This window comes from Psychromicrobium silvestre (assembly GCF_013408295.1).
Classification (GTDB): Bacteria; Actinomycetota; Actinomycetes; order Actinomycetales; family Micrococcaceae; genus Renibacterium; species Renibacterium silvestre.
Genome location: NZ_JACBYQ010000002.1, coordinates 97,683 through 121,868, shown reverse-complemented (window position 1 = coordinate 121,868; position 24,186 = coordinate 97,683). Strand labels below are relative to the sequence as shown.

Here is a 24,186-nt window from a genome sequence, read left to right as displayed (position 1 = left end):
GCGTGGTAGCCATTTCGCTCAGCGCGGCATTGCCTCGCGGAGGTAGGCATCCTCGGCAGCGTAATCGAGGTACTGACCGAAGAACGGGTCGTCTGCGGCGGGCGCTCTGCCAGCTTCGACCTGGGCCAGTAGCCAGTCGAGTTCGAGGCCGATGGTCTCCCGGAAGCCGCCCACCGGCTGATAGCCGAGAGCCTTCGCAGCGCTAGTGTCCAGGACGATCGGTGGCGTGAAGTCCCAGGGATGCGTGCCAAGATCCGACTGCCCGGGTTCTAGCAGAATCTCCTGCCACTCATAGCCCATATGTTCGGCGATAGCTCGAGCAATTTCTAAGCCATCCGGCGCATCTGGATCGGCGCTATTCAGAATTCGCTGGCCCGGGAGTAAGGCGATCCGGGCGATCAAGGCGGCCGTGTTCACCGCTGCCGTGGTGTGATCGGCGCCGAGCCCGCGGTTTGCCAGAAAAACGGCAGGCCTACGATCTAGTATCCGCTTGAGGAAGACCCACTCGCGTGGCCGTGCCGCACCTGCGCCGTGTACCTTTGAAGCCCTGACCACGGAGACGGGGTAACCGCTATCGAGGAGTACTTGTTCGGCAGCAACCTTATTCGCGCCGTAGCCTTCTTGGCTCTGGTAGTCCGCATAGCCCGGAGACATGGTGGCTTGGTTCTCTCGAATCGAGCCGGGAAAACGTGGCGGCTCCTCGGAGTTGATATGGCGGCCCTGGTCGTCGATGTAAACCGCTTTGCTGGAGAGCATTACGGTATGCCCGATGCCGGGCAACGCGGGTAGGAGCTGTTGCGCATGCTGAGCCGTGAAGCAGAGTCCGTCAAGGAGTAGATTCGCGCCAGCGCTCAGCGCTGAGCGAAGCGCCTCTGGTTGATAGCGGTTAAGGCTCTTGAAGATGGCGCCGGCGTCCAGGAGGGTTTGCGGCACGTGGAGGCTGTTCCGCCCGATGATATCGACGGACCATCCCGAGGAGATCAGTTGCTGAGCGGCTGCCCGGCCCAGGACGCCGGTGCCACCGAAAACTACAGCATGAGGCATTCGAGCAGCTTATCTCAATTTATCTCAATGGAATTGGCCGGTACCCGTAATAGTTGCAACTTTGTGCGTGATTAATGATTGAGAGGCCCTGTTTCGAGCAACAGGAAATTCCAAGGTAATTTTCAGGAAATTCTCTGGATTCATTATTTCTTTTACACTCAGGGATACTTCGGACTTATGGCGGGGAATAAGCGCAGGTTATTCCCCGCCATAAACTTAGATCCGAGTATCGGAAAGAATCGGTACCATGAGGTAGAAGTTCTCGATATGCAGAACTTCCTTGAGTACCTGCACGGCATCGCCAATAGCGGAAATGACGGTGACCGTTACGCCGACATTGCTGCCCACGGTGTTGTTCGTGGTCACCGCATCCTCTGGATCAACCTGAGCGGTGATCGCGTAGTTGGTGTGCGTTCCCGAGGTCAGTGAGACACTCACCTGCTGGTACTTCAGCGGGATGCTGGCGAGCACTTCGCCTTGACCCACTCCGGCAGCGGCGTTCGCGGTGAAGCTCGCGCCGGTGTTGTCCGTTCGGATGATATTTGCTCCGGCCACCGTGTCGCGTAGCTTGATCAGATCGACGGCATATTGGAGCTGGCCATGGATAACTTCGCTGCCAGTACTGATAATCGGGCAGTTATTGATGATATTCAGTGCCGAAGGATAGGTCACCGAGATGTTGAAGGCGGCCCAGCTTGCCGCAGCAATTGCTGCTATCAGCGCGTCGATGGCGACCCGCACCGGTAGGCCCGAGGTCCCCGGGTATTGATTCTTCAGATTCCGCAGGGCAGTGATGGTGTCCTGGGTGAGGTCGATATTGACCGAGTTTGCGAACGCCGGAAGGTAGTCCAGGTTCGTAGTGGTTGCCGGGGCTGCTGCCGAGGCGCTGGGTGCCAGCAGGGACGAGGAGAGGAGTGCACCTGCGGCTCCGACCGCTACGCCGCCAAGCATGGCGCGTCTCCCCAATAAATTCGACGTCGGAGCTGTTAATTTGTCTTCTGCACGATTTTCACGCACTTTATCCCCTTTGTACAGGTATTTACGATTGGTTTCATCCCCCCAGCGACGAGCAGTCAGCTTCATTTCTGAGGCTGACACCTTTCATAAGGCCCGTTCTCGGGTACCGCTAGGCGGTGCCCGAAGATGATCATAACCACACTCAGCGCGCTATGGCTATTAAATTTCGATTAATTATCTCAAATTCTAAAAAATTCCGCGGAATCCACAGAAAAGTCCGAAAACCTGCCCCGTCGGTTGCGCTATCGAGACACCTGGCGGCGGCGGCGAGGATTTGCGGGGTATTCGTGTTGACTGCCGCTCCAGCCCTTCGATATACTGAACGAACGGTCAGTAATTCAATTCCGGAGTCGGAACCCCAAAGGAGTAGCGATGGCGCACAAACTTGAGCCGGTGAGCAGCACCGCAGGCGAGCCAGCGGACGACGCCGGTCAGGCGGCTTTTGATCGAATCATCGCGGCGGACTCTAGGATTGAGCCCCGCGATTGGATGCCCGCCGCTTACCGGAAGACCTTAGTGCGGCAGATCTCCCAACACGCTCACTCTGAGATTGTCGGAATGCAGCCGGAGGCCAACTGGATTTCCCGGGCACCTAGCCTCAAGCGCAAGGCCATCCTGATGGCCAAGGTTCAGGATGAGGCCGGTCACGGCCTCTATCTATACTCTGCTGCGGAAACTCTGGGGACTCCTCGGCAACAACTCACCGAGGATCTGATTGCGGGCAAGGCGCGCTACTCCTCCATTTTCAATTACCCCACCAGGAGCTGGGCCGACGTCGGCGCCATTGGCTGGCTGGTAGACGGAGCCGCGATCTGCAATCAGGTGCCGCTGTGTCGAGCTTCTTATGGACCTTATGGCCGAGCCATGGTGCGGATCTGCAAGGAGGAATCCTTCCATCAACGTCAAGGTTTTGAGATTCTCCTGGAACTCGCTCAAGGCACCCCGGAGCAGAAGCAGATGGCACAGGACGCGGTCAATCGCTGGTACGCACCTGCACTGATGATGTTCGGCCCGCCGGACGATGACTCGCCGAACTCCAAGCAGTCGATGGCTTGGAATATCAAGCGCTTCTCCAATGACGAGCTACGCCAGCGCTTCGTCGGCATGATGGTGGAACAGGTCGAGGTGCTCGGGCTGACTCTGCCGGACGATCAAGTCCGGTTTGATGAAGAGTCCCAAAAATGGGAGCACGGACCGCTCGACTGGGACGAGTTCAAGGAAGTGCTGGCAGGCCGGGGGCCCTGCAATGCGCAACGCTTGGAACGCCGTCGAGAAGCCCACGAGGATGGCGCCTGGGTACGTGAGGCCGCTGCGGCCTACGCGCTTCGGCAGCGCAATGCGCAGGAACAGAATGAAGAGGTTGCCTGATCATGACCGAAGTTAATAACCAAGCCGGTAGCCAAGCTGATCAGCAGCCCTGGCCACTCTGGGAGGTCTTTGTTCGCTCCTCCCGTGGCCTGTCACATGTGCACGCGGGATCTTTGCACGCACCGGACGCTTCGATGGCGTTACGCAATGCCCGGGACCTGTATACCCGCCGCAATGAGGGCGTCTCCGTCTGGGTCTGCCCGGCGGAGGCTATCTCCACTTCGGATCCGGATTCCAAGGGTGCATTCTTTGAATCCCCGCAGGGTAAGGACTATCGACATGCGACGTATTACACCAAGAGCGAAGGGGTGAAGCACCTCTGATGGCAGCCGAATCAGCTACTCGAATCACACCCGGTAATGCGCTGCGGCCAGAGGATATTGCCCAGGCTGGTGCCAAGCCGAGCGAGGACATTGCCGAATACGCCCTGCGTCTGGGGGACGATGGCTTGATCCTGGCCCAGCGTTTGGGCTGGTGGATTTCCCGCGCCCCGGAACTGGAAGAAGATGTGGCGCTGGGCAATATTGCGCTGGACCAGCTCGGTCACGCGCGTTCCTTCCTCAGCTATGCTGCCGGTGCCTGGGACAAAACCGAAGATGACTTGGCGTATTGGCGCGGCGAGAATGAGTTTCGCTGTGCTCAACTTTTTGAGCAGCCCAATGGCGATTTTGCCCGCACCATCGCCAGGCAACTAATTGTCTCGGTCTATCAATTCGAACTGTATCGGCGTCTTCAGGACAGCAGCGATCCGACCTTGGCAGCAATTGCCGCCAAGGCTGTCAAGGAAGTTGATTATCACCGCGACCATGCGAGCCAATGGGTGCTCAGGCTTGCCCTGGGTACCGAGGAGTCTCGGCGCCGAATGATCGAGGGGCTCAAGCTTAGCTGGCCGCATCTTGAGGAGCTTTTCGACCAGGACGAGTTGTACGCCAGGCTCGGAACCGTCGCCGTGCCGCCGTCGTCCTTCCGAGCCGACTTTGACGCCTTCATTGCCGCGGTACTGAGCGAGGCTGAATTGGAATTGCCGCAATTGCCGCAATTGCCGCGCGCCAGCGGCGGTGGCAGGCGTGGCGAACACAGTGAGCATCTCGGCTATCTGCTGGCCGAGATGCAGGTGCTAGCCCGCGAACATCCGGGGGCGAGTTGGTGAAGACCTTAAACGAAGAGGCGCTGTGGGAGATTGCGGCGCGGATCAACGATCCCGAAATTCCGGTTCTCAGCATTGCCGAATTAGGGATTTTGCGAAGTGTTCGGGTGGACGCCGGGGAGGTGACCGTGCAGATTACTCCGACCTACTCCGGTTGCCCGGCGATGGAGGCGATTCGGGACGATCTGACCACCGAATTTGCCCAGGAGGGTCTTAGCGCCAAGGTGGAACTGGTGCTTTCGCCGGCCTGGACCACGGACTGGATGAGCGAATCCGGTAAGGCGAAGCTGGCTGAATACGGCATTGCGCCGCCCTCCGGCCGAGCCGCCATAGGCAGCCAGAGCACCCCGGTACGGCTGAGCTTGGCGGTCAAATGCCCCCTTTGCCAGTCGCTCAATACCCGTGAGCTAACCCGCTTCGGCTCTACCTCCTGCAAGGCGCTTTATAAGTGCCAGGACTGCCTGGAGCCCTTCGACTACTTCAAGGTGCATTGATGGCAGTGATTCGTAAGCCCGCAGCAAAAAACCGACGGACCTCCTTCCACGCCCTGGCGGTGAAGGAAGTGCGCAGGCTCACCGCCGATGCCATTGAGGTGGGGTTCGAAGTCCCCGCCGAGCTGGCCGGTCAGTTCGACTACCTGCCGGGACAATATGTCGCATTGCGAACTACCTTGCCCGACGCGGACGGGGAGCCCAAGGAGCTTCGGCGCAGCTACTCGATCTGCGCAGCTCCGCAATCCTTTCCGGATGGCAGCAGCGAGATCCGGGTAGCGATTAAGAAGGATTTGGGAGGTCAATTCTCTACCTGGGCCAATGCCGAGCTCACGGTGGGGGACACCCTGGAAGTGATGAGTCCGATGGGTGCCTTCACCTCTCGGCATCACAATGTGCTCACCGATCTGAATCATCCTGAGCAGTTGGCTGCTGCCCAGGCTGGCGGATCTTTCGTGGCGATAGCGGCAGGTTCCGGCATTACCCCGGTAATTGCCATCGCGCGCACCTTGCTGGAGTCCAATCCGAAGACCAGATTCGACCTGGTCTACGCCAATAAGGCTGCTATGGACGTGATGTTCCTTGAGGAACTGGCGGATTTGAAGGATAAATATCCAGCCCGTTTCGCCCTGCACCACGTGCTTTCTCGGGAACAACGGATTGCGCCGGTGTTGAGCGGGCGGATCGACGCTGAGAAGCTCAAATTGTTGCTCGGTGCCGTGTTACCGGTGGAGCAGGTTGACGAGTGGTTCCTCTGTGGCCCCTTCGAGCTGGTCCAACTCTGCCGGGACACCCTAGCCGAGCGGGGCGTTCCTGCAGAGAGGGTGCGCTTCGAGCTCTTTACTACCGGAAAACCCGATCAGCCCCAGGCACAGCATGGGCGGCCGGTAGTCGTTGACGAAGCCGATGAGAGCTTCGAGGTCACCTTCACGCTGGACGGGCTCAAGGGTTCGGTGAAGAGCCCCACGCACGCTCGGGAAACCATTCTGAACGCGGCCTTGCGGGTGCGGCCAGATGTGCCCTTCGCCTGTGCAGGCGGAGTCTGCGGCACCTGCCGAGCCAAACTGGTCAGCGGAACCGTGGAGATGGAAGAAAATTATGCCTTGGAGCCGGACGAACTGGCCAAGGGCTATGTGCTCACCTGCCAGTCCCATCCGACCTCAGAAAAGGTCACCGTCGACTACGACGTGTAATCTGCAGAACAGGACCGAGGGAAGGCGCAGTAGATGATCGAACTGAAGATCGACGGCGGCGTGGCCGAAGTGGTGTTGAACGCACCGCAGAAGCTCAATGCCTTGAACGCACAAGCTTTGAGTGATTTGAAGAGCGCGGTGGACGAGGCTGCGGCAGAGGCTAGCGCGGGCAGGGTTCAGGCGCTTTTACTGCGCGGCGAGGGCAGGGCTTTCTGCGCGGGTCGTGACCTGGCCGAGGTTGTTGTTGAAACCGACGATGCCCTGGATTTTCTGGAGGGCAAGATTGTGCCCGCGATGCGGTCGATTATGGACTTCCCGGCTCCGAGCTTTGCTGCTGCTCAGGGCGCTTCCTTGGGAGCGGGCCTGGGTCTGCTGATTGCCGCCGATGTGGTTTACGTGGCCGAGAACGCCAAAATCGGCTCGCCCTTTGCGAACCTGGGCATGGTCTTGGACTCCGGCGGGCACTGGCTGTTCACCGAACGACTGGGAACCCACCGGACCTTGGATTTGATCTATACCGCGGATCTGATCAGCGGCAGCGAGGCCGTGCGCTCCGGGCTGTTCAGCCGGGCCTTCCCCGGCGAGGAACTGCTGGAACAGACTCGGCAAATCGTGGCTCGGGTGGCTAAGGGCCCCATCAATGCTTATCAGGATGGCAAGAAACTGGTCGAGGCGATCCGTGACCAGCGGCTCGGTTTCTGGGAGGCTCTGGATCTGGAGAACAAGGTGCAGGCCGCAATTGTCAGCACCGAGAATTATCGCGAAGGGATCGAGGCCTTTCAGCGGAAGCGTCCGCCCGCCTTTAAGAACTGAGCGGGTTCAAGGTCTGGTGGCCGAGCTAGCTCAGTGGGATCTCGAAGTAGGCCTGAGCGTCGTCTCGGCGCACCTCCCCGAATCCATTGACCGTCAGTACCCGCTGCGAGGCCAGGTTGTCTAGGTCGGTGACCGCCTGAACCAGGCGAACCCCGTGCTGTTGGGCGATCTTCAGTATCCCGGCTACCGCGTTACTTGCCAGCCCCTGCCGTCGCGCGGAGGGCACAATCCCATAACCGATGGTGACCGCGGATTCGGCGTCCGGTGGCCCGAAGAACCCGATGCCGCCGACGGCCAGGCCATCGCCGTCGTGCACCGAGTAGAGGCCGAGGACTGCTTGTTCTGGCGGCAGCTCGGGGCTGGCTAGGAAGAAACGCAAGGCGTCGAGCTCGTCCGCCAGGGGGTAGTCCTCGGCCCAGCGATCCGCCGCGGTGGGCTCATTCCGAAAGATCCGCTCGGCCCGAGCCCGGGAGATAAGTTCAAGCAAGATGCGGTGACTCCTATCCGGTGACGTAGATGTTGTCTAGGGCATTTGTCCAGCCGCTCGAAATCGCCGGGACACTGCTTTTACAAACCACCCCTACGATCAGAACCGAGCTGGTCCCGGGCATGGCTCGATAGGCCATCTGCAGCCGGACCTTGATGCCGTTGCTATTGGTGTAACTCACTGTCTTGGGATAGAACTGCAATTTAGTCCCTCCCAATTTGTCCATGCTGACGCTTGCGAAGGAAGCGCTTGCCTCTTCCTTCGCGTCGGGGTATTCCTTCTTGAGGCTCTGCACTGTGTTCACAGCCCAACTGAGAGTTGCCAACTGGTCAGAACTCTTGTCGGAGGCGCCCAGATCAGTGGAGAAGAGCCGGTCTGTACTCAAAAGCAGATAGCATCCCACCGAGTTTTTGTACCTCGTGCCGTCGGTGACGTCGCCCTGATCTGGGGTCCAATCCGACGGAGTCTCGGTGCCCCACACCGGTGCCTGCTTGTAAGGCGCGGGTGCGGAGAGCAGTATGGAGCTGTCCGCGAGTGGAGCGCTGACGGGTGTCTGGGTCTTTGAACTTGGATCGGCAACCGGAGTCTTTGGCAGATTGGTGGCGATCAAAGCCGTTACCAAGACGATGATGCCAAGCAGCGGCACGCCGATGGCGAACCAGCCCCAAGTAGGGAATTTCTTTTTCGGAGGCGTGGGCTGCCAGCCGCCAAAGCCCTGTTGCTGATTACCGTACTGTTGGCTCCTGTACTGCTGATCTGGATACTGCGGCCCACCATACTGCTGACCCTGGTATGGGCCGGGATCAGGTTGTCCTGGATAAGGAGGCTGTCCGTCGTAACCGGCGCCCGGTCTTGGAATGGGCGGGGGAGTGCGGTTTGGTCTCCCGCCTCCGTAGCCTTGAGAGCCGTCAGGGTAGCCTCCAGGCGGAGGATAATTCGGAGTACTCATGATCGGCCTTTCCCCGGCGAGTGAAGCAATTTAGCAATCATATCGCCTTAATGGGGTAGAGAGAAGGTAAATCTTGAAATATTAACGCGTATCCACGTCTTCGAAGATCAAGTACGTCTGGGTGTCCACAACGCCGGGCATGGATTGAATCTGATCGAAAATCACTCGACGCAAATCCACATTGTCCCGAGCGCGAACCAGGAGCATAACGTCGAAATTTCCGCCGAGTAGGGCGATGTGCTGCACCTCGGGCAGCGCGCCGAGGAGAGCCTTTAGTTCGCGCCAATCATGCTGGCGCACCTTCATGCTCACATAGGCGCTGGAGCGCAGTCCGGCCTTGAGCGGATCGACTAATGCGGCAAACCTGGTGATCACGCCCTCCCGGGTGAGGCGGGCGATCCGGGTATAGGCGTGCGCTCGCGAAATGTGCACTCGCTCGGCGATTACCGTCACGCTCGCCCGTCCGTCTAGGCGCAATTCGGCCAGGATATTCTGGTCGATCTCATCGAGCTCGGACATTCTGTCTCCAGATTAGGGGGTAAGCTGCATCACATTTTCACTTTGTCTCCAAGACTATGTTTTTTGCATCAAAAAATCCACAAAACTAGCGTACTGGTCATACGAATAGTGTCCAAGCGGGACAATAGATGAACAGAATGTCGTGGTGAACCAAGGAGGCGGCACCGTGAGTGCAAGCTTGGAGCGGCCAGAAGCCGTGATGCTCCCATCGAATGAGCCGGTCAGGTTAATCGATGTCGATGGATCGCGAATAATGGACCAACCGGGACGCAAAGAAGGCTATTTCTTCCCGGACCATCAGGCTCTGCGGCACGGCTATGCGGAGATGGTCAAGGGTCGGCGGATCAATGATCAAGCCGGTGCGCTGGTCCGACAAGGCAGGATGGCGGTTTACCCTTCCTCGCACGGTCAGGAGGCCTGTCAGGTGGCTGCTGCAATGTGTTTGAGCGAGCAGGACTGGCTTTTCCCCACCTACCGGGACTCGGTGGCCGTGATGGCCAAAGGCGTGCCGCCCGTCGAGGTGCTGGAGCTACTGCGAGGTTCCTGGCACGGCGGTTACAACCCCTATGACTATAAGGTGGCCACCCAAGCGACCCCGCTGGCCACCCAGTTGCTGCACGCCGTCGGACTTGCCCATGCTGCCAAGCTCAAGGGCGAGGACACTGTGGTACTCGCACTCTGTGGAGATGGGGCCAGCAGTGAGGGTGACTTCCACGAGGCGCTCAACTTTGCCGCGGTTTTCCACGTTCCGGTGATCTTCTTGATTCAGAACAACGGTTTCGCCATTTCGGTGCCGCTCTCCCAGCAGACCGTCGCGCCCTCGCTGGCGCATAAGGCGATTGGTTACGGTATGCCGGGCGAGCGAGTGGATGGCAATGATCTGGCCGCTCTACTCGCGGTTTTGGGTAAGTTCATTCAGAGAGCGCGCGACGGCGGCGGGCCGGCTTTGGTTGAGGCACACACCTATCGGATGCTCGCCCATACCAACGCCGACGACGCCACGAGGTACCGCAGTGAAGAAGAGGTTGCGCAATGGGTGCCGCGGGATCCGCTCTTGCGGCTGCAACACTATCTGAGCGCACAAGGAGCGCTTTCCGAACAGGACGAAGCGCAGTTCGCCGCCGAGGCTGACGAGGTAGCCGCAGCGATGCGCGCGGGCCTCAACGCCGAGGTGGAAGTGGACCCGATGGACCTCTTCCGCTTTGTCTACGCCGAGCCCACCGCGCAGCTCCGAGAGCAATCGGAATTCCTGGCCGATGAGCTCGCCAGAGCGGCTCAGGGCCAAGCCGGACAAGCTCAGGGCCAAACAGGGGAAGGGATGTCACGATGACCGCCGTATCCGAACGATCCGGGACGCCGCTACAGACCTCCGCTCCAGTCACCTTCGCCAAAGCCCTCAATCAGGCGCTTGCCGATGCCCTGCAAGCCGATCCCCGTGTGCTGATTTTCGGTGAGGATGTGGGCACTTTGGGCGGTGTCTTCCGGATTACCGACGGACTGCAAGCCCGCTTTGGCGAGGATCGTTGTTTCGATACTCCCTTGGCCGAATCCGGGATCATGGGCGCCGCCGTCGGAATGGCTATGAACGGGATGAAGCCCGTGGTGGAAATGCAGTTTGATGCCTTTGCCTACCCGGCCTTCGAACAGGTCGTCTCCCATGTGGCCAAAATGGCTAACCGCACCAGGGGAGCTGTCCGGTTGCCGATGGTGATCCGGATTCCTTACGCGGGTGGCATCGGCGGCGTCGAACATCACTGCGACTCCTCTGAGGCTTACTACGCTCACACCCCGGGGCTGACCGTGCTGGCGCCGTCCACCGTGGCGGACGCCTACACGATGCTGCGGGACGCCATTGACTCGCCGGATCCGGTGGTTTTCCTGGAGCCTAAGAAGCTCTACTTCTCCAAGGAGCAGGTGGATCTGGCAGCCCTGCGGGACGCCCGCTCGGAGAGCAGCATCGGCAAAGCGGTAATCGCCCGTGAGGGCACCGACGCTACCCTGATCAGCTATGGTCCTTCGGTGGCTACCGCGCTCGCGGCGGCGGAGATTGCCGCCCAGGAGGGCCGGTCATTGCAGGTTGTGGATGTCCGCTCCCTGGTGCCCTTTGACGATGAAACGGTCTGTGCGGCGGTACGCTCCACCGGCCGCGCCGTGGTGATTGCGGAGGCGCCAGGCTTTGCCTCGGTGGCTTCGGAAATCGTCGCCCGGGTGCAGGAACGTTGTTTTCACTCGCTGGCTGCCCCGGTACGCCGGGTGACCGGATTCGATATTCCCTTCCCCGCGCCGAAGCTGGAGCAGTACCAATTGCCCAGCGTGGACCGGATTCTTGATGTGGTGGATGAGTTGCAGTGGGAGGACGCGTAATGGCTGATCAGGTTTTCCTGCTTCCGGATCTTGGTGAGGGCCTCACCGAGGCCGAGCTGGTGCGCTGGCTGGTCGCCGAGGGCGAGCGAATAGTTGTCGATCAACCCGTGGCCGAAGTGGAAACCGCCAAATCGGTGGTTGAGGTGCCCTCTCCCTTCGGTGGGGTGGTGGCACGATTGCACGGCGAGGCCGGGCAGTTAATGGACGTAGGGAAACCCTTCCTCAGTGTTGCCACGGAAACGGACAGCGAGCCCGACGTCGGGCAGGCCACACCTCCGATCGATCAGCATGAAGGCTATCGGGAGGAAGAACGCGCCGGTAGCGGGAATGTGCTGATCGGCTATGGCACCTCGGGTCATGGTGTGACCGGGCGGAGCCGCCCGAGAAAAAACAGCTCTCCGGCGGTTCAGACGAGCCGTGCAGGAAACCTGGCCGCCGCACCGCTGGTGAGTTCCCCTTTGGTTCGTAAGCTGGCCCGGGAGCTCGGCTTGCGGCTGAGTGAGGTATCTGGCTCCGGCCCCGGTGGCTTGATTCTGCGGAAGGATGTTGAGCGCAGCGCCACGTCCGTTGCAATCAGAGCGGCTGACGAGCCTTCATTTTCCGATGCTCAAGATAAGCGTTCTGGGCTAGCTATCCGGTCCAGAACCCCGTTGAGCGGAACTCGGCGAACCATCGCTGCGGCCATGAGCCGCAGTCGCAGCGAAATCCCGGAGGCAACGGTCTGGGTGGATGTGGACGCCACCGCCCTGGTTGAAATGCGGACGGCGCTGAAGAAGCGCGATCCGGAGGGCACACCGAGCCTGCTCGCTTTTATCGCCCGCTTCGTGCTGGCCGGGTTGGTGCGTTTCCCGGAATTGAACAGCCGGATCGTTGCCAGTGAATCCAGTGAATCCAGTGATTCCAGTGATCCCAGTGATCCCAGTGATCCCAGTGAATCAGGGAAGTCCGGGGGAGAAGACGTACTCCTGGTCGAAGGTGTCAATCTGGGCTTTGCCGCGCAGACCGAACGTGGGCTCATGGTGCCTTCGATCCGCAATGCTCATACCCTCAGCGCGCGCGAACTGGACGCAGAGATTCGCCGACTGACCGCCGTCGCCCGTGCCGGGAAAGCGAGCCCGGCAGAGCTGAGCAGCGGAACTTTCACGTTGAATAACTACGGCGTGTTCGGAGTAGATGGTTCGGCGGCCATTATTAATTACCCGGAAGCCGCCATTCTGGGAGTGGGCCGGATTATTGACAAACCCTGGGTGGTGGATGGCGAACTAGCGGTGCGCAAGCTCACCGAGCTGACCCTGGTCTTCGATCATCGGGTGTGCGACGGCGGTACGGCAGGTGGGTTCCTCCGCTTTGTGGCGGACGCGATTGAGAATCCGGCAGGCTTACTGGCCGATCTCTAAGCCGGGCTACCTCCAATTGGCGCTCCTATACGGCAGAATAGTGCTGGAAGAGCATCGAAAGGTCGTAGCTGAATGGCGTCATGGCGTGAACTGGCCCCCGGTAACTATCTCCTGGCCACCCCGGGAGCACTGCTCAACACCGGATTGATAGTGGGCTCCGAAAGAGCGCTGGTGATCGATACCGGCTGCGGTCCGCGCCAAGGCGCCCAGATCCTGCAAGCGGTTCGTGAGGTCACCCCACTGCCACTCGTGGTGGTCAACACTCATGCGCACTACGATCACTTCTTTGGTAATGCGGTATTCGCAGCCGATGGTGCCACCGAGTTCTGGGCTCACCAGAATGCGGCGAAAACCATGGCCGAGAAGGGCGAAGCTCAGCGTCGCCAGCTCAATGCCGATTTCGAACCCGAAATGGCCTCGGCCGAAGGCGAGAACACCGAGCTTGTGCTACCGAATGCCTTGGTCAAGGATCAGCCGGTGCTGGTCGATTTGGGCGGGCTCTCGGTGACGCTGTTCTACCTGGGTCGCGGTCATACCGACGGTGACCTTCTGGTGGGCAGCCCCTCGGTGGTCTTTGCCGGTGATCTGGTGGAGGAAGGTGCTCATCCCTCCTTCGAGGACTCCTATCCAATGGATTGGGCGGATACCTTGCGCCAGCTTTCGGCGCTGCGCCAACGGTATGAATTCCTCGCTCCCGGGCATGGGCGGCCGGTGAACGATGAGTTCGTCAAGACCATGGCGACCACGATGTCCACCGCCGTCCGGATGGCGCAGGAAGCCATGCGGGAGACCCCGAACGATGCGACCAAGTCGATTCCGATTCTGCCCTATGGGCCGGAGCAGTCGCGTTGGTTCATTGCCAGGCTCAAGCAGGTCAGCTAGGCGCGTCCGCCTAGGCATGAACGCCTAGGCATGTCCGCCTAGGCCCGCATGAACCGTGGCATCCCTCGGACCAGCAGCACCGAAGCCAGCATTGCGGCTAGTCCCCAAAGCACGTTGCTCAGGTCGAGTCCCACCCGCATGACCGCGAAGGGGCCCGCAGCCGCCAGCGCGGTGGCCAAAACAACCACAGCCAGGCGGGGGCGTTCGACGCCGGCAGGCAGCGCTGTGCTGGCCAGCTCCAGTTTGACCAGGGGTTGGGTTACCAGCAGCACCACGCCGAAGGCCAGCAGGTAGTACAGCGGGCGGCTGAGCCACCAGTCGGCGCTTCCCGGCTCCGGGAACGGCAGTCCGAGCAGCAGCGCTACTCCGAAGACCGCGATAATCAGCGGTAGGTGCCAGAGGTAGATGGTCATTGAGCGGCTGCCCACCACGTACATCAGCTTCTGAACCACGCTCTGCCGGGTCAACCACTGCAAGGCCGGGTAGCAGGCTTTGATCAGGCAGATCTGCGCAAGGCCAACCAGGACCAGCGGAAGCATCGGCGGGTTGAGTGCGGTCAACATGTCTACCGGGTAAGTTCCGCTGTGCGTCAGCGGGATCATCACCAGGTAACAGAGCACTGCTATCCCGATAAGCTGCCAGCGGTTCAGCTTATCGAAGGCTCCGTCGGCGTAGAAGAAACCAATCTGCTGTACCAGCACCCAGACGAAGAACAGGTTCGCCAAGCCGATGATGTCTTGGTGGGTTCCGATCCGTAGGGCGTCAACGGCCATCGCGCCGAGCAGTAGTGCACCGATGGTCAGTTTCGGGGCGCGCTCGTGCAGTTTTGCCATCAGCGGCACCATCAATTGGCAGAGCAGGTAGGCGGCTAGAAACCACAGCTGGACTCCGGCTCCTGCCGCGACCACCTTGAGTAGATCTTTCGGCGCCCCGACAAAATGAGCGATCCAGAGTGCCGCCGCGAGGAAGGCATAGAGCGCCACTGTGGGTCGAGCCAGTCGGAGTAATCTGCCCCGTAGGTAGTGGCCAGCGTCTCCGCCCCTGCGTTGCAGGCTGCGCCAGGAGGTGAGCGAGGCGAAGCCGCCGACGATGAAGAACAGCGGCATCACCTGCCCGATCCAGGTGCCCTGAGCAAACCAGCCAATCGAGGTGAGTGGGTTGATGACCTGCACGCCGTTGCTATCCAGACGGATGCCGATCATCAACAGGTGGACGGCCACCACGGCAAACATGCAAGCAACCCGGACCAGATCTACGACCAGATCGCGGCCGGCCGGAATGGCTTCGAGTCGAGCTTTGCGGCCGGTCGCCACGCTGCGACGTCGAACTCTTTCGGTGGTGATCATGAGGACTCCTCGGCTAGTAAATCAAGAGATTAGATTTAATATAAAACACTCAAATGTAGAAAACTAGTTGATGACCGTCTGGAAACATAACGATTCGATGACAAGCCCGTGACGGTTGCCTAGGGCACGCAAGGTAGGGTGGAAAGAGTGAGTCAGGACGGCGCAGAGTTTAGTTTCAAGAAGATCGCCATACCCGCTTTTGGGCCTTCGATCCTCTTTGGATTAGGGGAAGGGGCCATCCTCCCCGTCATTGCTCTGAGTGCCCGAGGCCTCGGAGCCTCGGTAGCGATCGCTGCACTCGTGGTTACCTTAATCGGTATTGGTTCCCTGCTGAGCAATATCCCGGCGTCGATTCTGACCGATAAATATGGTGAGCGCTGGTCCATTGTTGGAGCAGCCGGGCTCAGCATGGTAGCCATGATCCTGTGCGCCGTGGCTCCGAATCTCTGGGTCTACGGCCTAGGTGTGCTGCTGATCGGAGCCGCCTCCGCCGTCTTCAATCTTGCTCGGCAGAAATACCTTACCGAGGCGGTTCCGATCCAGTACCGGGCCCGGGCACTGTCCACTCTGGGCGGGGTGATGCGCATCGGAGTGTTCATCGGTCCCTTTATCGGAGCCTTGGCCATCAATTTCTTCCAGTTGGCGGGCGCCTACTGGGTGGGCGTGGTCGCTGTGGTGATCGCCGGATTGGTGGCGCTGAGCATGCCGGACCTGGTGCATGAAGGGGGAGCACAGTCGGCCACTGGGGCACCCACAGTGCGAAGTATTCTGGTGGATCGCCGCCGGATATTCCTGACCATTGGTATCGGCGTGCTGCTGGTTGGCGCGGTCCGGGCTTCTCGACAGGCGGTGCTCCCGCTCTGGGCGGAAGGATTGGGCCTTGATGCCAGTACGACTTCCTTGATCTATGGCCTCTCCGGGGCGGTGGACATGTTGGTTTTCTATCCGGCTGGAAAGGTGATGGACCGGCGAGGTCGAGCCTGGGTGGCGGTACCCTCGATGCTGCTGATGGGTATTTCGCTGCTGCTTATGCCGCTGACCACCGGGGCGCTTGGTTTACTCCTGGTAGCCCTTTTGATCGGTTTCGGAAATGGTATTGGTTCCGGCGTGGTGATGACCCTAGGCGCTGACTACTCGCCAGCCAGAGGGCGGGCTCAATTCCTAGGGATCTGGCGCTTCTTGGCCGACCTTGGTTCCTTTTCCGGACCCGCGCTGCTCTCTGGCCTCACCGCCGTGATTTCGCTGGCTTTCGGGGTCGCCGCCACAGGATTGATCGGCTTGGCCGCGGGTGCCGTGCTTTGGTACTGGATTCCGCGTTCCCCCAAAACGCCTAGCTGAGCTTTGCCCGGCGCGCTTCGAAGCCGAAAAGTAGCACACCAGCCACGGTGAGTAAGTATCCGGAAATCACGATGAGCGCAATCCCGGAAAAGAAATAGTCGCTAGTGCTCTGCGCGCCGGAGGCGCTCAGCTTGCCCAACACCACGGTGGCGAAGATCCCTGCGGCCACGCCCAGGAGCGCCGCGAGTAGCGGCCAAAGGCGGCTCGAAGCCCAATGGCTTCCATAGCCCTGCCAAACATTCCAGGCGCGACCCTGCCGCATAATTGCCCAGCCCGCGAGCGAGCTCCAGAGCGCCACTACCAGGTAGGCAGCTAGCACATCGGCCGGTCGGTGCCATTGATTGATAAACGTGGAAATGCCGGAAATAATCGCGAAGCTGCCACCGGCAAAGGCCGCGAATGGACGCCAGCGAGGGCTGCAGACCAAGAAGACCGCCGCCGCGGCGCTCGCCGCCAGTGTGCTGTGCCCGGACGGCAACGAATTGAAATTCAGGGTGGCCACCCCTTGATCCGGACGTTCCGGCAGCGCGATCTTGAACAGTTGGGTGGTGGCGTTAGCGGCGGCCATCGCCAGTATCGCGATTCCGGCGGCCCGCCAGCGCCGACGCCAGAGGGAGACGAAAAGCACCGTGACCACGCCGATTGCCACCGAGATGATGGGCAGCAAATCCAGGAAGTAGGAAACCTGCACGCCAACTGCGGCGTGGGGGGCGGTTGCTTCGACAAGTGCCGATTCGTCAATGTATTGACCTGTGGTGGTTTGCACGAAGAAAAGATAGGTTCCAATTAGCCCTAGCCCGGACAGGGCCGCCGCCAAGAAAAAGAGTCCTGGATGGCTGCGTTGTTCCTGACCGGCTTTCAAACTCACCTTTCCAGGGTACTTCCTCTGCCTAAGGACTTCCTGATCGGCGGAAAAACGGTGGCGCGGGTAGGCTCGGTGTCGTGCAAGAGATACCAGGCCTTGAGGAGATCCTCGCCTCGGCAGAAGTAGTCGCGTTGCCGATGCGGGTCCGGTTCCGCGGCATCACCGTCCGGGAGACCCTCTTACTGCGCGGCCCGGTGGGCTGGGCGGAGTTCGGTCCCTTTCCGGAATACGACGACGTCGAGGCGGCGCGCTGGTTGCGAGCCGCCCTGGAAGCTGGCTGGCAGGGGTTCCCCGCCCCGATTCGGACCGAGATTCCGGTGAATGCGACTATGCCGGCAGTGCCCGCCTCGCGGGTGCCCGAGGTGTTGGCCGCCTTCGGTGAGGTTTCCGCGGTGAAAATCAAGGTGGCGGAACCCGGGCAGAGCCTGGCCGATGACCTGGCGCGGGTCGCTGCGGTCCGGCGGGCCGCCCCTCAGGCAGCACTGCGAATCGATGCCAATGCCGCTTGGAACCATCAAGAAGCCCTCGTTGCGTTCCGGAAACTGGCCGAATTTGGGCTGGAGTATGCTGAGCAGCCGGTAGCCGGAATCGACGGGCTGGCCCGGCTGCGGGAGGCTCTAGCCGCCGAGCGGATTCCGCTCCGGATCGCCGCCGATGAGAGCGTCCGGAAGGAGAGCGATCCGCTCGCCGTGGCCCGAGCCGGGGCTGCAGACCTGATTGTGGTCAAGGTTGCGCCGCTGGGCGGAGTGCGTGCGGTGCTGGACCTGGTTGCCCAGGCCGGGCTACCCGCCGTCGTTAGCTCTGCCCTGGATACTTCGGTGGGGATTCGTGCGGGGCTGGCTCTAGCCGGAGCGCTTCCCGAGCTTCCCTTCGCCTGCGGGCTGGGCACGGTTTCGCTGCTGACAGAGGATATCTGTGTGGACCCTCTGGTGGCGCGGGGAGGCAGCATCGCACTGCGCGAAGCAGTTCCGGACCCTGAGCTGCTCAGGAGGTACCAAGCATCCCCTGAACGCCGCGAGTGGTGGCTCAACCGACTCCGCCGCGTACACGCCCTCGCGCGAGTGCACACTTCGCGCCCATAATCGACCCGCAACATGGGCGTTAAGTGTGCACTCGCGCGTTGAGGAGTGGAGCTTAGACTGAGGGGGTGAGCTTGCTGGGATCTTCATGGTCATCAATGGACGTGGCGCGGCGAGTGATCAGTACCCTGCGCGCCGGGGGAGTGCGGCAAGTGGTGTTGGCCCCGGGCTCGCGCAGTGCGCCCTTGGCCTATGCGCTGGCCGAAGCAGAGTTGGAAATCTTGGTCCGGATCGATGAACGGGCCGCTGGTTTCACGGCACTCGGCCTAGCGCTCAGCTCCGGTCTGCCGACGGCGGTACTCACCACCTCGGGGACGGCGGTGGGCAATCTGCTTCCGGCGGTGATGGAGGCCAACCATGCCGGGGTGCCTCTACTGGTGCTCTCCGCGGATCGACCCGAGGAATTACGTGGCACCGGGGCGAACCAGACCACCGATCAGGTCGACCTTTTCGGCCCACACGTTCGTTTTGCTGCGGACATTCCCGCGGATACCGACCCGCAGACTGCGGTGCAGACCGGCCTCGACGCGGCCCGCGGGCTCCTCGACGGGGTTCCTCGGGGCCCGGTGCAATTGAACCTGGCTTTCCGCGAGCCGCTCACTCCGCAGCTGGATGGCAGCGAATATCAGCCGAATACGCTGAGCGCCGGTGTCCCCGAGTTTGTCGGTACTCCGGAGTTTGCCGAACCGCAGGCACCGGTCTTTTATCCGGGGGCAACAGATTTTCTCAGCAGAACCGTGGTTCTGGCAGGTCACGACGCCGGCGTGGAGGCGGAGCGCTTTGCCCGCTTACATCGACTACCGTTGCTGGCCGAGCCCTCTTCCAATGCCCGTTTCGGGCCGAACGCCATCGGTCCCTACCGGCTGCTGCTGGAACATTTTGCGGGGCAGATCGAGCGGGTAGTGGTGTTTGGCCGGCCCACCCTTTCCCGGCCGGTCAGCGCCCTGATGAGTCGGGTCGAGCTGCCCCGAGCGCTCTTTTTGCCTCGCCCGGTGGCCTGGTTTGAGGCAGATCGGCGCACCGAAACCCTGATCCGGGACGGGCCAGAGCTTAGCAAATTTGCGGGCCGTGGACCGGTGGGCTGGCTGGAGTCCTGGCAGCGAGCCGCTGAGCTGGCCGAGACTGCGCTGGAAAGCGCGCTTGGCACGGAACTGAGTGGGCTGCGCCTGGCGAGAGAACTTTGGCGGCTTTCCGAGGTTCAACTGATGATCGGCTCCTCGAACCCGATCCGGGATGTCGATCTGGCCGCCCGCCCACGGCCGACCTCAGCGCGGATCTTTGCCAATCGCGGTCTGGCCGGAATCGATGGCACAGTCTCAACGGCGCAGGGGATCGCCCTGGCTTCTGGCAGGCCAACCCGGCTCTTGTTAGGGGACCTGACCCTGCTCCACGATGCGGGAGGCTTGCTCTTGCCTCGCGGTGAACGGGTCTCGGACCTGCAGATCGTGGTGCTCAACGATGCCGGAGGCGGAATTTTCGGCCTCTTGGAGCACGGAACTCTGGCTGCACAGCCCGCCTATGCCGCCGCCGTCGAACGCTTCTTCGGAACTGCCCAAGACGTTGAGCTGAGCCAGCTCGCCGCAGCGTATGGGCTGGCATACCAGAGAATTGGTACGACGGCGGAACTCACGGACGCGCTACAGGCCCCGGTCCGCGGCCGCTCGGTGCTGGAAATCCGTACCGAACGATCCGCTTTGCGGGGCCTGCATGATCGGGTAAAAACCGCGATTGCCGAGGCTGTTAGAGAACTCTGCTGAGGAACTCCTTGGTCCGGTGATGCTGAGGATTGGCAATCAACTCGCGAGGATCACCGGATTCCACCACCACTCCGCCGTCCATGAAGCTCAGGGTGTCACCCACCTCTCGGGCAAAGCCGATTTCATGGGTCACCACCATCATGGTCATACCGGATTTAGCCAGATCCTTCATCACCTGGAGCACATCACCGACCAGTTCCGGGTCGAGCGCCGAAGTCGGCTCGTCGAAGAGCATCAATTCGGGTTCCATGGCCAGGGCACGGGCAATAGCCACCCGTTGCTGCTGACCGCCGGAGAGCTGTGCTGGATAGTGGCCTGAGCGGTCCGCCAATCCCACTTGCTCCAACAGTTCCAGGGCCTTGGCTCGAGCCTTAGCCTTGGGCGTTCCCTTTACCTGAATCGGGGCTTCCATCACGTTCTGCAAGGCAGTTTTGTGCGGGAACAGGTTGAACCGCTGGAAGACCATACCGATTTCACGGCGTTGCCCGGCGATCTCCGCAGGATTCAGGTCATGGAGTTGGCCGTTGACTTCCCGGTAACCGATCAGCTCGTCCTTGACGTAGACCCGGCCTGCGCTGATCGATTCCATCTTGTTCACACAGCGCAGCAGCGTCGATTTACCCGAGCCGGAGGGCCCGATGATGACCGAAACTTCACCCTGCTCGATGGTCATATCAATACCCCGCAGCACATGGTGCTGGCCGAAGGTCTTATGAACTCCTTCAATGCGTACCAGGCTCATGCTTGCTTCCCCTCTTCGCCGTCGGGGAGGTCCCCGGTGGTGTCAGCGTTTGCGTGCGCAGCCGCCGTCGCCTTGGTGGCCATTACGGGTGCGGGTACTAGGTTATCTACGCCCTTGCCGAAGTATCGCTCAATGTAGAACTGGCCCACCATCAGGACGCTGGTGATGATCAGGTACCACAGCGCCGCCACCACGAGCAGCGGGATCGGGAAGTAGATCCGATTCGCAATGGCGTTCGTGACGAAGGTTAGATCGTAGGTGAACGGCACAGCGAGCACGAGCGAGGTGGTCTTGAGCATGCCGATAGTTTCATTGCCGGTCGGCGGCACGATCACCCGCATGGCCTGCGGCAAGATGATTCGCAGCATGATCTTGCTCTTGCGCATACCCAGCGCTTCGGCTGCTTCCATCTGCCCGTTGTCCACCGACTTCAGCCCGGCCCGGAAGATTTCCGCAAGATAAGCGGATTCGTTCAGGCCCAGACCAATCACGGCCGGCCAGAAGCCGTGGGAGAAGTCCTCGTAGTTGAAGCTGAACAGCTCCGGTCCGAAAGGTACCCCCATGGCGATCTTCGGGTACAGCACACCGATTGAGCCCCAGAAAAGCAACTGGGTGTAAACCGGGGTGCCCCGGAAGAACCAGACCCAGGCCCAGCTCACCCAACGGAAAATCCAGTTATCGGATTGCCGCATGATCGCCAAAAGGAGCGCGAGAACAATAGCCAACACCATGGCGAGCACGGTGAGCAGCAAAGTCCAGCCGACTCCCTGAACCACCAAGACATCCAGGAAATAGGTGGTTACCAGATCCCAGTGGAAGTTCTGATTAGTGGCTGCGCTATAGATAGCGGCGACCGCCAATAAGACGATGACAACGACAGCCACCCAGCGGCCCGGGTGGGGAACGCCGCGGGCTCGGATCCACTCCGGCTGTGACTCCTCGGTAGGAGCTACAGCCGGACTAGGGGCGGGGGTACTCAACTTGCTGCCGCGGGATTGACCACGGCCTTGTCAATGGCACCCGCGCTATTGCTCCAGGCGTCCAAGATCTTCTTGTAAGTGCCATCAGCCATCAGCTTATTAACCACCTTGGCGACCAGATCGGCCAAGGCTGTGTCCGTCTTGGCCACCGCAATGCCCTGCTGTGCGGCATCGGTTTCCGAGCCGAGCAATTCCAGCTTGTCACCGGTCTGCGAAATGGCGTAGCGAGTCACCGGCGAATCAGCGCTCATGGCGTCGATTGCACCGCCGGTCAAACGAGTGGTGACCTCGGCCTGTTTGGCCAGGCTGACGATATTTATAGCGGCTTTACCCGCATCGGTGCACTTCTTGGAGCGAGCGGTGACGTCCTCTTCCTCGACCGTGCCGGTCTGGACACCAATGTTCTTACCGCAGACATCATCCAGGCTGAAGTTCTTTGGATTGCCCTTCTGCACTGCCCACTGCACACCGGCGTTGAAGTAGCTGACCATGTTTACGGCTTTGAGGCGCTCACTATTGATCGTGAAGGAGGAGATGCCGAGATCGTACTTGCTGCCAAGAGCGGGCAGGATGCCGTTGAAGTCTGCGGTTTGCACCTCGACCTTCAAGCCCAGCGTTGCGGCGATGGCCTTGCTCAGGTCAACGTCGTAACCCAACGGGGTGCGGCCGTCGTTTCCACCGAGGAACTCGGCCGGTGCATAGGAGGTGTCCGCGCCGATGAGTAAGGTGCCGCGGGTCTTGATGGTGTCAGAAACTTGAGCCGCAAGCGTGTCGTCTTTGGCAACGGTTGTCGGATCGAAGCTGGCAGCACCACTTGAGCTAGAAGAGGGTTGCTGCTGAGATGCATTGGTACAGCCGGTCAGCGCTACGGCGCCAACCGCGAGGATGGCGAGCGATTTCGCGAGCGCCTTAGATGTGATTTTCATTAAGTTACCTTTGTTCAACTGAAGGTGCGTCGTGCGAGCCCCGACTCCGCACACTGGGTGCAGGCCAGAACTATACCTTAGTAACGCAGGTCACACTTTGTAAACATTTGTAGCCTTCAAGTCAACATATTTCTTGAGTTGCTATGCTTCCGCCCCGAGCGCTTGCAACATCGGCCGGAACTTCGCCCAGGTCTCCGCGAGTTCGGCCTGAGGATCGGAAGCTTGGACGATCCCACAGCCAGCGTAGAGGCGCGCGGTATGAGAATCCTCCAGCACGGCACCGCGTAGCCCGATGCCCCATTCACCGTTCCCGGCGGCGTCCAACCAGCCGACCGGCCCGGCATAGGGGCCGCGGTCCAGGTGTTCCAATTCGCGGATCAACGCCCCGGCTTCGGCTCGCGGTGTTCCGCAGACCGCAGCGGTGGGGTGCAGTGCTTCCAGTAGCGCCAGGGTGCCGGGGAGATGCTCCCCGTTACGGGCCAATTCTGCGCTCACGTCTGAGGCCAGATGCCAGACATTGGGCAGCTCCAGCACAAACGGTTTGATCGGCACCGACAGGTCGGTGGCGAAAGGTGCCAGCTCCCGGACCAGGGATTTGACCGCGAACTCATGCTCTTGGCGTTGTTTTTCCGAGTCCATCAGCATCCGATCGGCGTAACCGGGATCTTCAGGGGCTCCGGCTCGATCCACGGTTCCTGCTAGGACCCTGGCACGGGCAACTCCGGCCTCGATGTCTATGAGCATCTCCGGGGTGGCCCCGATGAAGTTTCCGACACCGTAGCTCCAGCACTCCCGATAGCGTTCGATCAGGGCGCGGAGCACCGCCGATCGACTGATTGGCTGCGAGCTGCGCGCCACGATATCGCGTGCCAGTACCAACTTCTCCAAGGAGCGATCGCTAATGGCTGCCACTCCGGCTGCCACCACGGACATCCACTCGGCTTCGCTGAGCGCCCCGGTGCTGAGGCTGAAATCCGGGTCCGGGACCGTTGGTGCCGGCGCACTCAAGTAGCTGGCCAACTCGGCTCGGGCAGTTTCCGCGGAGACGTCGTCGTCTACGCTGTTTATGGTCAGCCAGCTGGTGCCATCCCGAACCCCGAGCAGCAGCCTGGGCACGAACAGCTGGGAGTCCTGCTTGGAGAATTTGGAGAAGGTGAAACTGCCGAAAGCCACTAGGCCGCTGCCGTGCACTCGGAGCTGGTCCTCAATCCGGGCTTGGGTTACTTGCTCGCCCCACCACTGCTGCGCTTCGGCGAACCGCTCCGGTCCATTGCCGGTGAATTCGGCGATTCGGCCGAAGCCGATCAGCCCTTCGTTCCGACGAACCCAGCAGTGAGAATCCTCACGAAGCGCCTCGGTCAGGGAGGGGGCATCCGCTAAGGGGGCGGTCAAACTGCGCAGCACGAATCCAAGCGTACTCGCCGTCGGGGCTGCTTTCGGACGGTCGGCAGGCTGGGTGGTCACGGTCGAAGCGAGAATTTG

24 protein-coding genes are annotated in these 24,186 nt (G+C 60.8%); 13 read left to right on the top strand and 11 right to left on the bottom strand.

Annotated features, from left to right (window positions below; all coding sequences use genetic code 11):
• Nucleotides 1-18 precede the first annotated feature (18 nt).
• Entirely contained in the window at nucleotides 19-1,044 is a 1,026-nt protein-coding gene (locus FHU41_RS08605) for a Rossmann-fold NAD(P)-binding domain-containing protein (protein ID WP_179389282.1), read from the bottom strand.
• 216 nt (nucleotides 1,045-1,260) lie between these two features.
• The gene (locus FHU41_RS08600) at nucleotides 1,261-1,995 is read right to left on the bottom strand and encodes a hypothetical protein (RefSeq protein WP_179389281.1); all 735 of its coding nucleotides are present in this window, start codon (nucleotides 1,993-1,995) and stop codon (nucleotides 1,261-1,263) included.
• Between the two features lie 438 nt (nucleotides 1,996-2,433).
• On the opposite strand from FHU41_RS08600, the gene paaA reads away from it, so the two are divergent.
• Genes paaA through FHU41_RS08570 form a run of 6 tightly spaced genes read left to right on the top strand, consistent with a single transcriptional unit; the run spans nucleotide 2,434 to nucleotide 7,073 of the window.
• Nucleotides 2,434-3,429 carry a 1,2-phenylacetyl-CoA epoxidase subunit PaaA gene (gene paaA, locus FHU41_RS08595; RefSeq protein WP_179389280.1) on the top strand — a complete coding sequence of 332 codons (996 nt, stop codon included), beginning with the start codon at nucleotides 2,434-2,436 and terminating at the stop codon, nucleotides 3,427-3,429.
• A gap of 2 nt (nucleotides 3,430-3,431) precedes the next feature.
• Nucleotides 3,432-3,752 (top strand): 1,2-phenylacetyl-CoA epoxidase subunit PaaB, encoded by a 321-nt coding sequence (gene paaB / locus FHU41_RS08590; protein WP_179389279.1) that lies wholly within the window; start codon nucleotides 3,432-3,434, stop codon nucleotides 3,750-3,752.
• Nucleotides 3,752-4,579, top strand: coding sequence for a 1,2-phenylacetyl-CoA epoxidase subunit PaaC (paaC, locus tag FHU41_RS08585; protein ID WP_179389278.1), 828 nt, complete (start codon nucleotides 3,752-3,754; stop codon nucleotides 4,577-4,579). Before paaB ends, paaC begins: the two co-directional genes overlap by 1 nt.
• Nucleotides 4,576-5,070, top strand: a complete 495-nt coding sequence (gene paaD, locus FHU41_RS08580) for a 1,2-phenylacetyl-CoA epoxidase subunit PaaD (protein WP_343046296.1) — start codon at nucleotides 4,576-4,578, stop codon at nucleotides 5,068-5,070. Before paaC ends, paaD begins: the two co-directional genes overlap by 4 nt.
• The gene (gene paaE / locus FHU41_RS08575; RefSeq protein WP_179389276.1) at nucleotides 5,070-6,260 is read left to right on the top strand and encodes a 1,2-phenylacetyl-CoA epoxidase subunit PaaE; all 1,191 of its coding nucleotides are present in this window, start codon (nucleotides 5,070-5,072) and stop codon (nucleotides 6,258-6,260) included. The genes paaD and paaE overlap by 1 nt, the downstream gene beginning before the upstream one ends.
• 33 nt (nucleotides 6,261-6,293) lie before the next feature.
• Nucleotides 6,294-7,073, top strand: a complete 780-nt coding sequence (locus FHU41_RS08570) for an enoyl-CoA hydratase/isomerase family protein (RefSeq protein WP_179389275.1) — start codon at nucleotides 6,294-6,296, stop codon at nucleotides 7,071-7,073.
• A 25-nt stretch (nucleotides 7,074-7,098) separates the two neighbouring features.
• Here FHU41_RS08570 and FHU41_RS08565 read toward each other — a convergent pair whose 3' ends face one another.
• From FHU41_RS08565 to FHU41_RS08555, 3 genes are all read right to left on the bottom strand, one after another.
• Nucleotides 7,099-7,560 carry a GNAT family N-acetyltransferase gene (locus FHU41_RS08565; protein ID WP_179389274.1) on the bottom strand — a complete coding sequence of 154 codons (462 nt, stop codon included), beginning with the start codon at nucleotides 7,558-7,560 and terminating at the stop codon, nucleotides 7,099-7,101.
• A gap of 13 nt (nucleotides 7,561-7,573) precedes the next feature.
• On the bottom strand, nucleotides 7,574-8,509 hold the full coding sequence (locus FHU41_RS08560) for a hypothetical protein (protein ID WP_179389273.1): 936 nt from the start codon (nucleotides 8,507-8,509) through the stop codon (nucleotides 7,574-7,576).
• Between the two features lie 81 nt (nucleotides 8,510-8,590).
• Nucleotides 8,591-9,028, bottom strand: coding sequence for an Lrp/AsnC family transcriptional regulator (locus FHU41_RS08555; RefSeq protein WP_179389272.1), 438 nt, complete (start codon nucleotides 9,026-9,028; stop codon nucleotides 8,591-8,593).
• 199 nt (nucleotides 9,029-9,227) lie between these two features.
• Between FHU41_RS08555 and pdhA the strand changes: the two genes are divergently transcribed.
• The 4 genes from pdhA (at nucleotide 9,228) to FHU41_RS08535 (ending at nucleotide 13,671) form a co-directional block, all read left to right on the top strand.
• Nucleotides 9,228-10,358 (top strand): pyruvate dehydrogenase (acetyl-transferring) E1 component subunit alpha, encoded by a 1,131-nt coding sequence (pdhA, locus tag FHU41_RS08550; protein ID WP_179390374.1) that lies wholly within the window; start codon nucleotides 9,228-9,230, stop codon nucleotides 10,356-10,358.
• Complete coding sequence (locus FHU41_RS08545; protein ID WP_179389271.1) at nucleotides 10,355-11,392, top strand: alpha-ketoacid dehydrogenase subunit beta; 1,038 nt, start codon at nucleotides 10,355-10,357, stop codon at nucleotides 11,390-11,392. Before pdhA ends, FHU41_RS08545 begins: the two co-directional genes overlap by 4 nt.
• On the top strand, nucleotides 11,392-12,789 hold the full coding sequence (locus tag FHU41_RS08540; protein WP_179389270.1) for a dihydrolipoamide acetyltransferase family protein: 1,398 nt from the start codon (nucleotides 11,392-11,394) through the stop codon (nucleotides 12,787-12,789). The genes FHU41_RS08545 and FHU41_RS08540 overlap by 1 nt, the downstream gene beginning before the upstream one ends.
• A 72-nt stretch (nucleotides 12,790-12,861) precedes the next feature.
• Nucleotides 12,862-13,671 carry an MBL fold metallo-hydrolase gene (locus tag FHU41_RS08535; protein ID WP_179389269.1) on the top strand — a complete coding sequence of 270 codons (810 nt, stop codon included), beginning with the start codon at nucleotides 12,862-12,864 and terminating at the stop codon, nucleotides 13,669-13,671.
• 38 nt (nucleotides 13,672-13,709) lie between these two features.
• Here the strand turns inward: FHU41_RS08535 and FHU41_RS08530 are convergent, their stop codons facing one another.
• Nucleotides 13,710-15,017: an acyltransferase family protein gene (locus FHU41_RS08530; RefSeq protein ID WP_179389268.1), complete on the bottom strand. Its 1,308-nt coding sequence runs from the start codon at nucleotides 15,015-15,017 to the stop codon at nucleotides 13,710-13,712.
• A gap of 138 nt (nucleotides 15,018-15,155) precedes the next feature.
• On the opposite strand from FHU41_RS08530, the gene FHU41_RS08525 reads away from it, so the two are divergent.
• The gene (locus tag FHU41_RS08525; RefSeq protein ID WP_179389267.1) at nucleotides 15,156-16,355 is read left to right on the top strand and encodes an MFS transporter; all 1,200 of its coding nucleotides are present in this window, start codon (nucleotides 15,156-15,158) and stop codon (nucleotides 16,353-16,355) included.
• On the opposite strand, the gene FHU41_RS08520 is transcribed toward FHU41_RS08525, so the two are convergent.
• A complete protein-coding gene (locus FHU41_RS08520; RefSeq protein ID WP_179389266.1) occupies nucleotides 16,348-17,223 on the bottom strand; it encodes a phosphatase PAP2 family protein in 876 nt (291 codons plus the stop codon). The genes FHU41_RS08525 and FHU41_RS08520 overlap by 8 nt on opposite strands.
• A gap of 134 nt (nucleotides 17,224-17,357) precedes the next feature.
• Here FHU41_RS08520 and FHU41_RS08515 point away from each other — a divergent pair, with 134 nt between their 5' ends.
• Both FHU41_RS08515 and menD read left to right on the top strand, forming a co-directional pair.
• Nucleotides 17,358-18,302 carry an o-succinylbenzoate synthase gene (locus FHU41_RS08515; protein WP_246279637.1) on the top strand — a complete coding sequence of 315 codons (945 nt, stop codon included), beginning with the start codon at nucleotides 17,358-17,360 and terminating at the stop codon, nucleotides 18,300-18,302.
• 95 nt (nucleotides 18,303-18,397) lie between these two features.
• Complete coding sequence (gene menD / locus FHU41_RS08510) at nucleotides 18,398-20,056, top strand: 2-succinyl-5-enolpyruvyl-6-hydroxy-3-cyclohexene-1-carboxylic-acid synthase (RefSeq protein ID WP_179390372.1); 1,659 nt, start codon at nucleotides 18,398-18,400, stop codon at nucleotides 20,054-20,056.
• On the opposite strand, the gene FHU41_RS08505 is transcribed toward menD, so the two are convergent.
• From FHU41_RS08505 to FHU41_RS08490, 4 genes are all read right to left on the bottom strand, one after another.
• Nucleotides 20,040-20,798 carry an amino acid ABC transporter ATP-binding protein gene (locus FHU41_RS08505; RefSeq protein WP_246279583.1) on the bottom strand — a complete coding sequence of 253 codons (759 nt, stop codon included), beginning with the start codon at nucleotides 20,796-20,798 and terminating at the stop codon, nucleotides 20,040-20,042. The genes menD and FHU41_RS08505 overlap by 17 nt on opposite strands.
• On the bottom strand, nucleotides 20,795-21,778 hold the full coding sequence (locus FHU41_RS08500) for an amino acid ABC transporter permease (protein WP_179389264.1): 984 nt from the start codon (nucleotides 21,776-21,778) through the stop codon (nucleotides 20,795-20,797). The genes FHU41_RS08505 and FHU41_RS08500 overlap by 4 nt, the downstream gene beginning before the upstream one ends.
• Complete coding sequence (locus FHU41_RS08495) at nucleotides 21,775-22,704, bottom strand: ABC transporter substrate-binding protein (protein ID WP_179389263.1); 930 nt, start codon at nucleotides 22,702-22,704, stop codon at nucleotides 21,775-21,777. The genes FHU41_RS08500 and FHU41_RS08495 overlap by 4 nt, the downstream gene beginning before the upstream one ends.
• A 141-nt stretch (nucleotides 22,705-22,845) precedes the next feature.
• Entirely contained in the window at nucleotides 22,846-24,168 is a 1,323-nt protein-coding gene (locus FHU41_RS08490) for an isochorismate synthase (RefSeq protein ID WP_343046294.1), read from the bottom strand.
• Nucleotides 24,169-24,186: the final 18 nt, after the last annotated feature.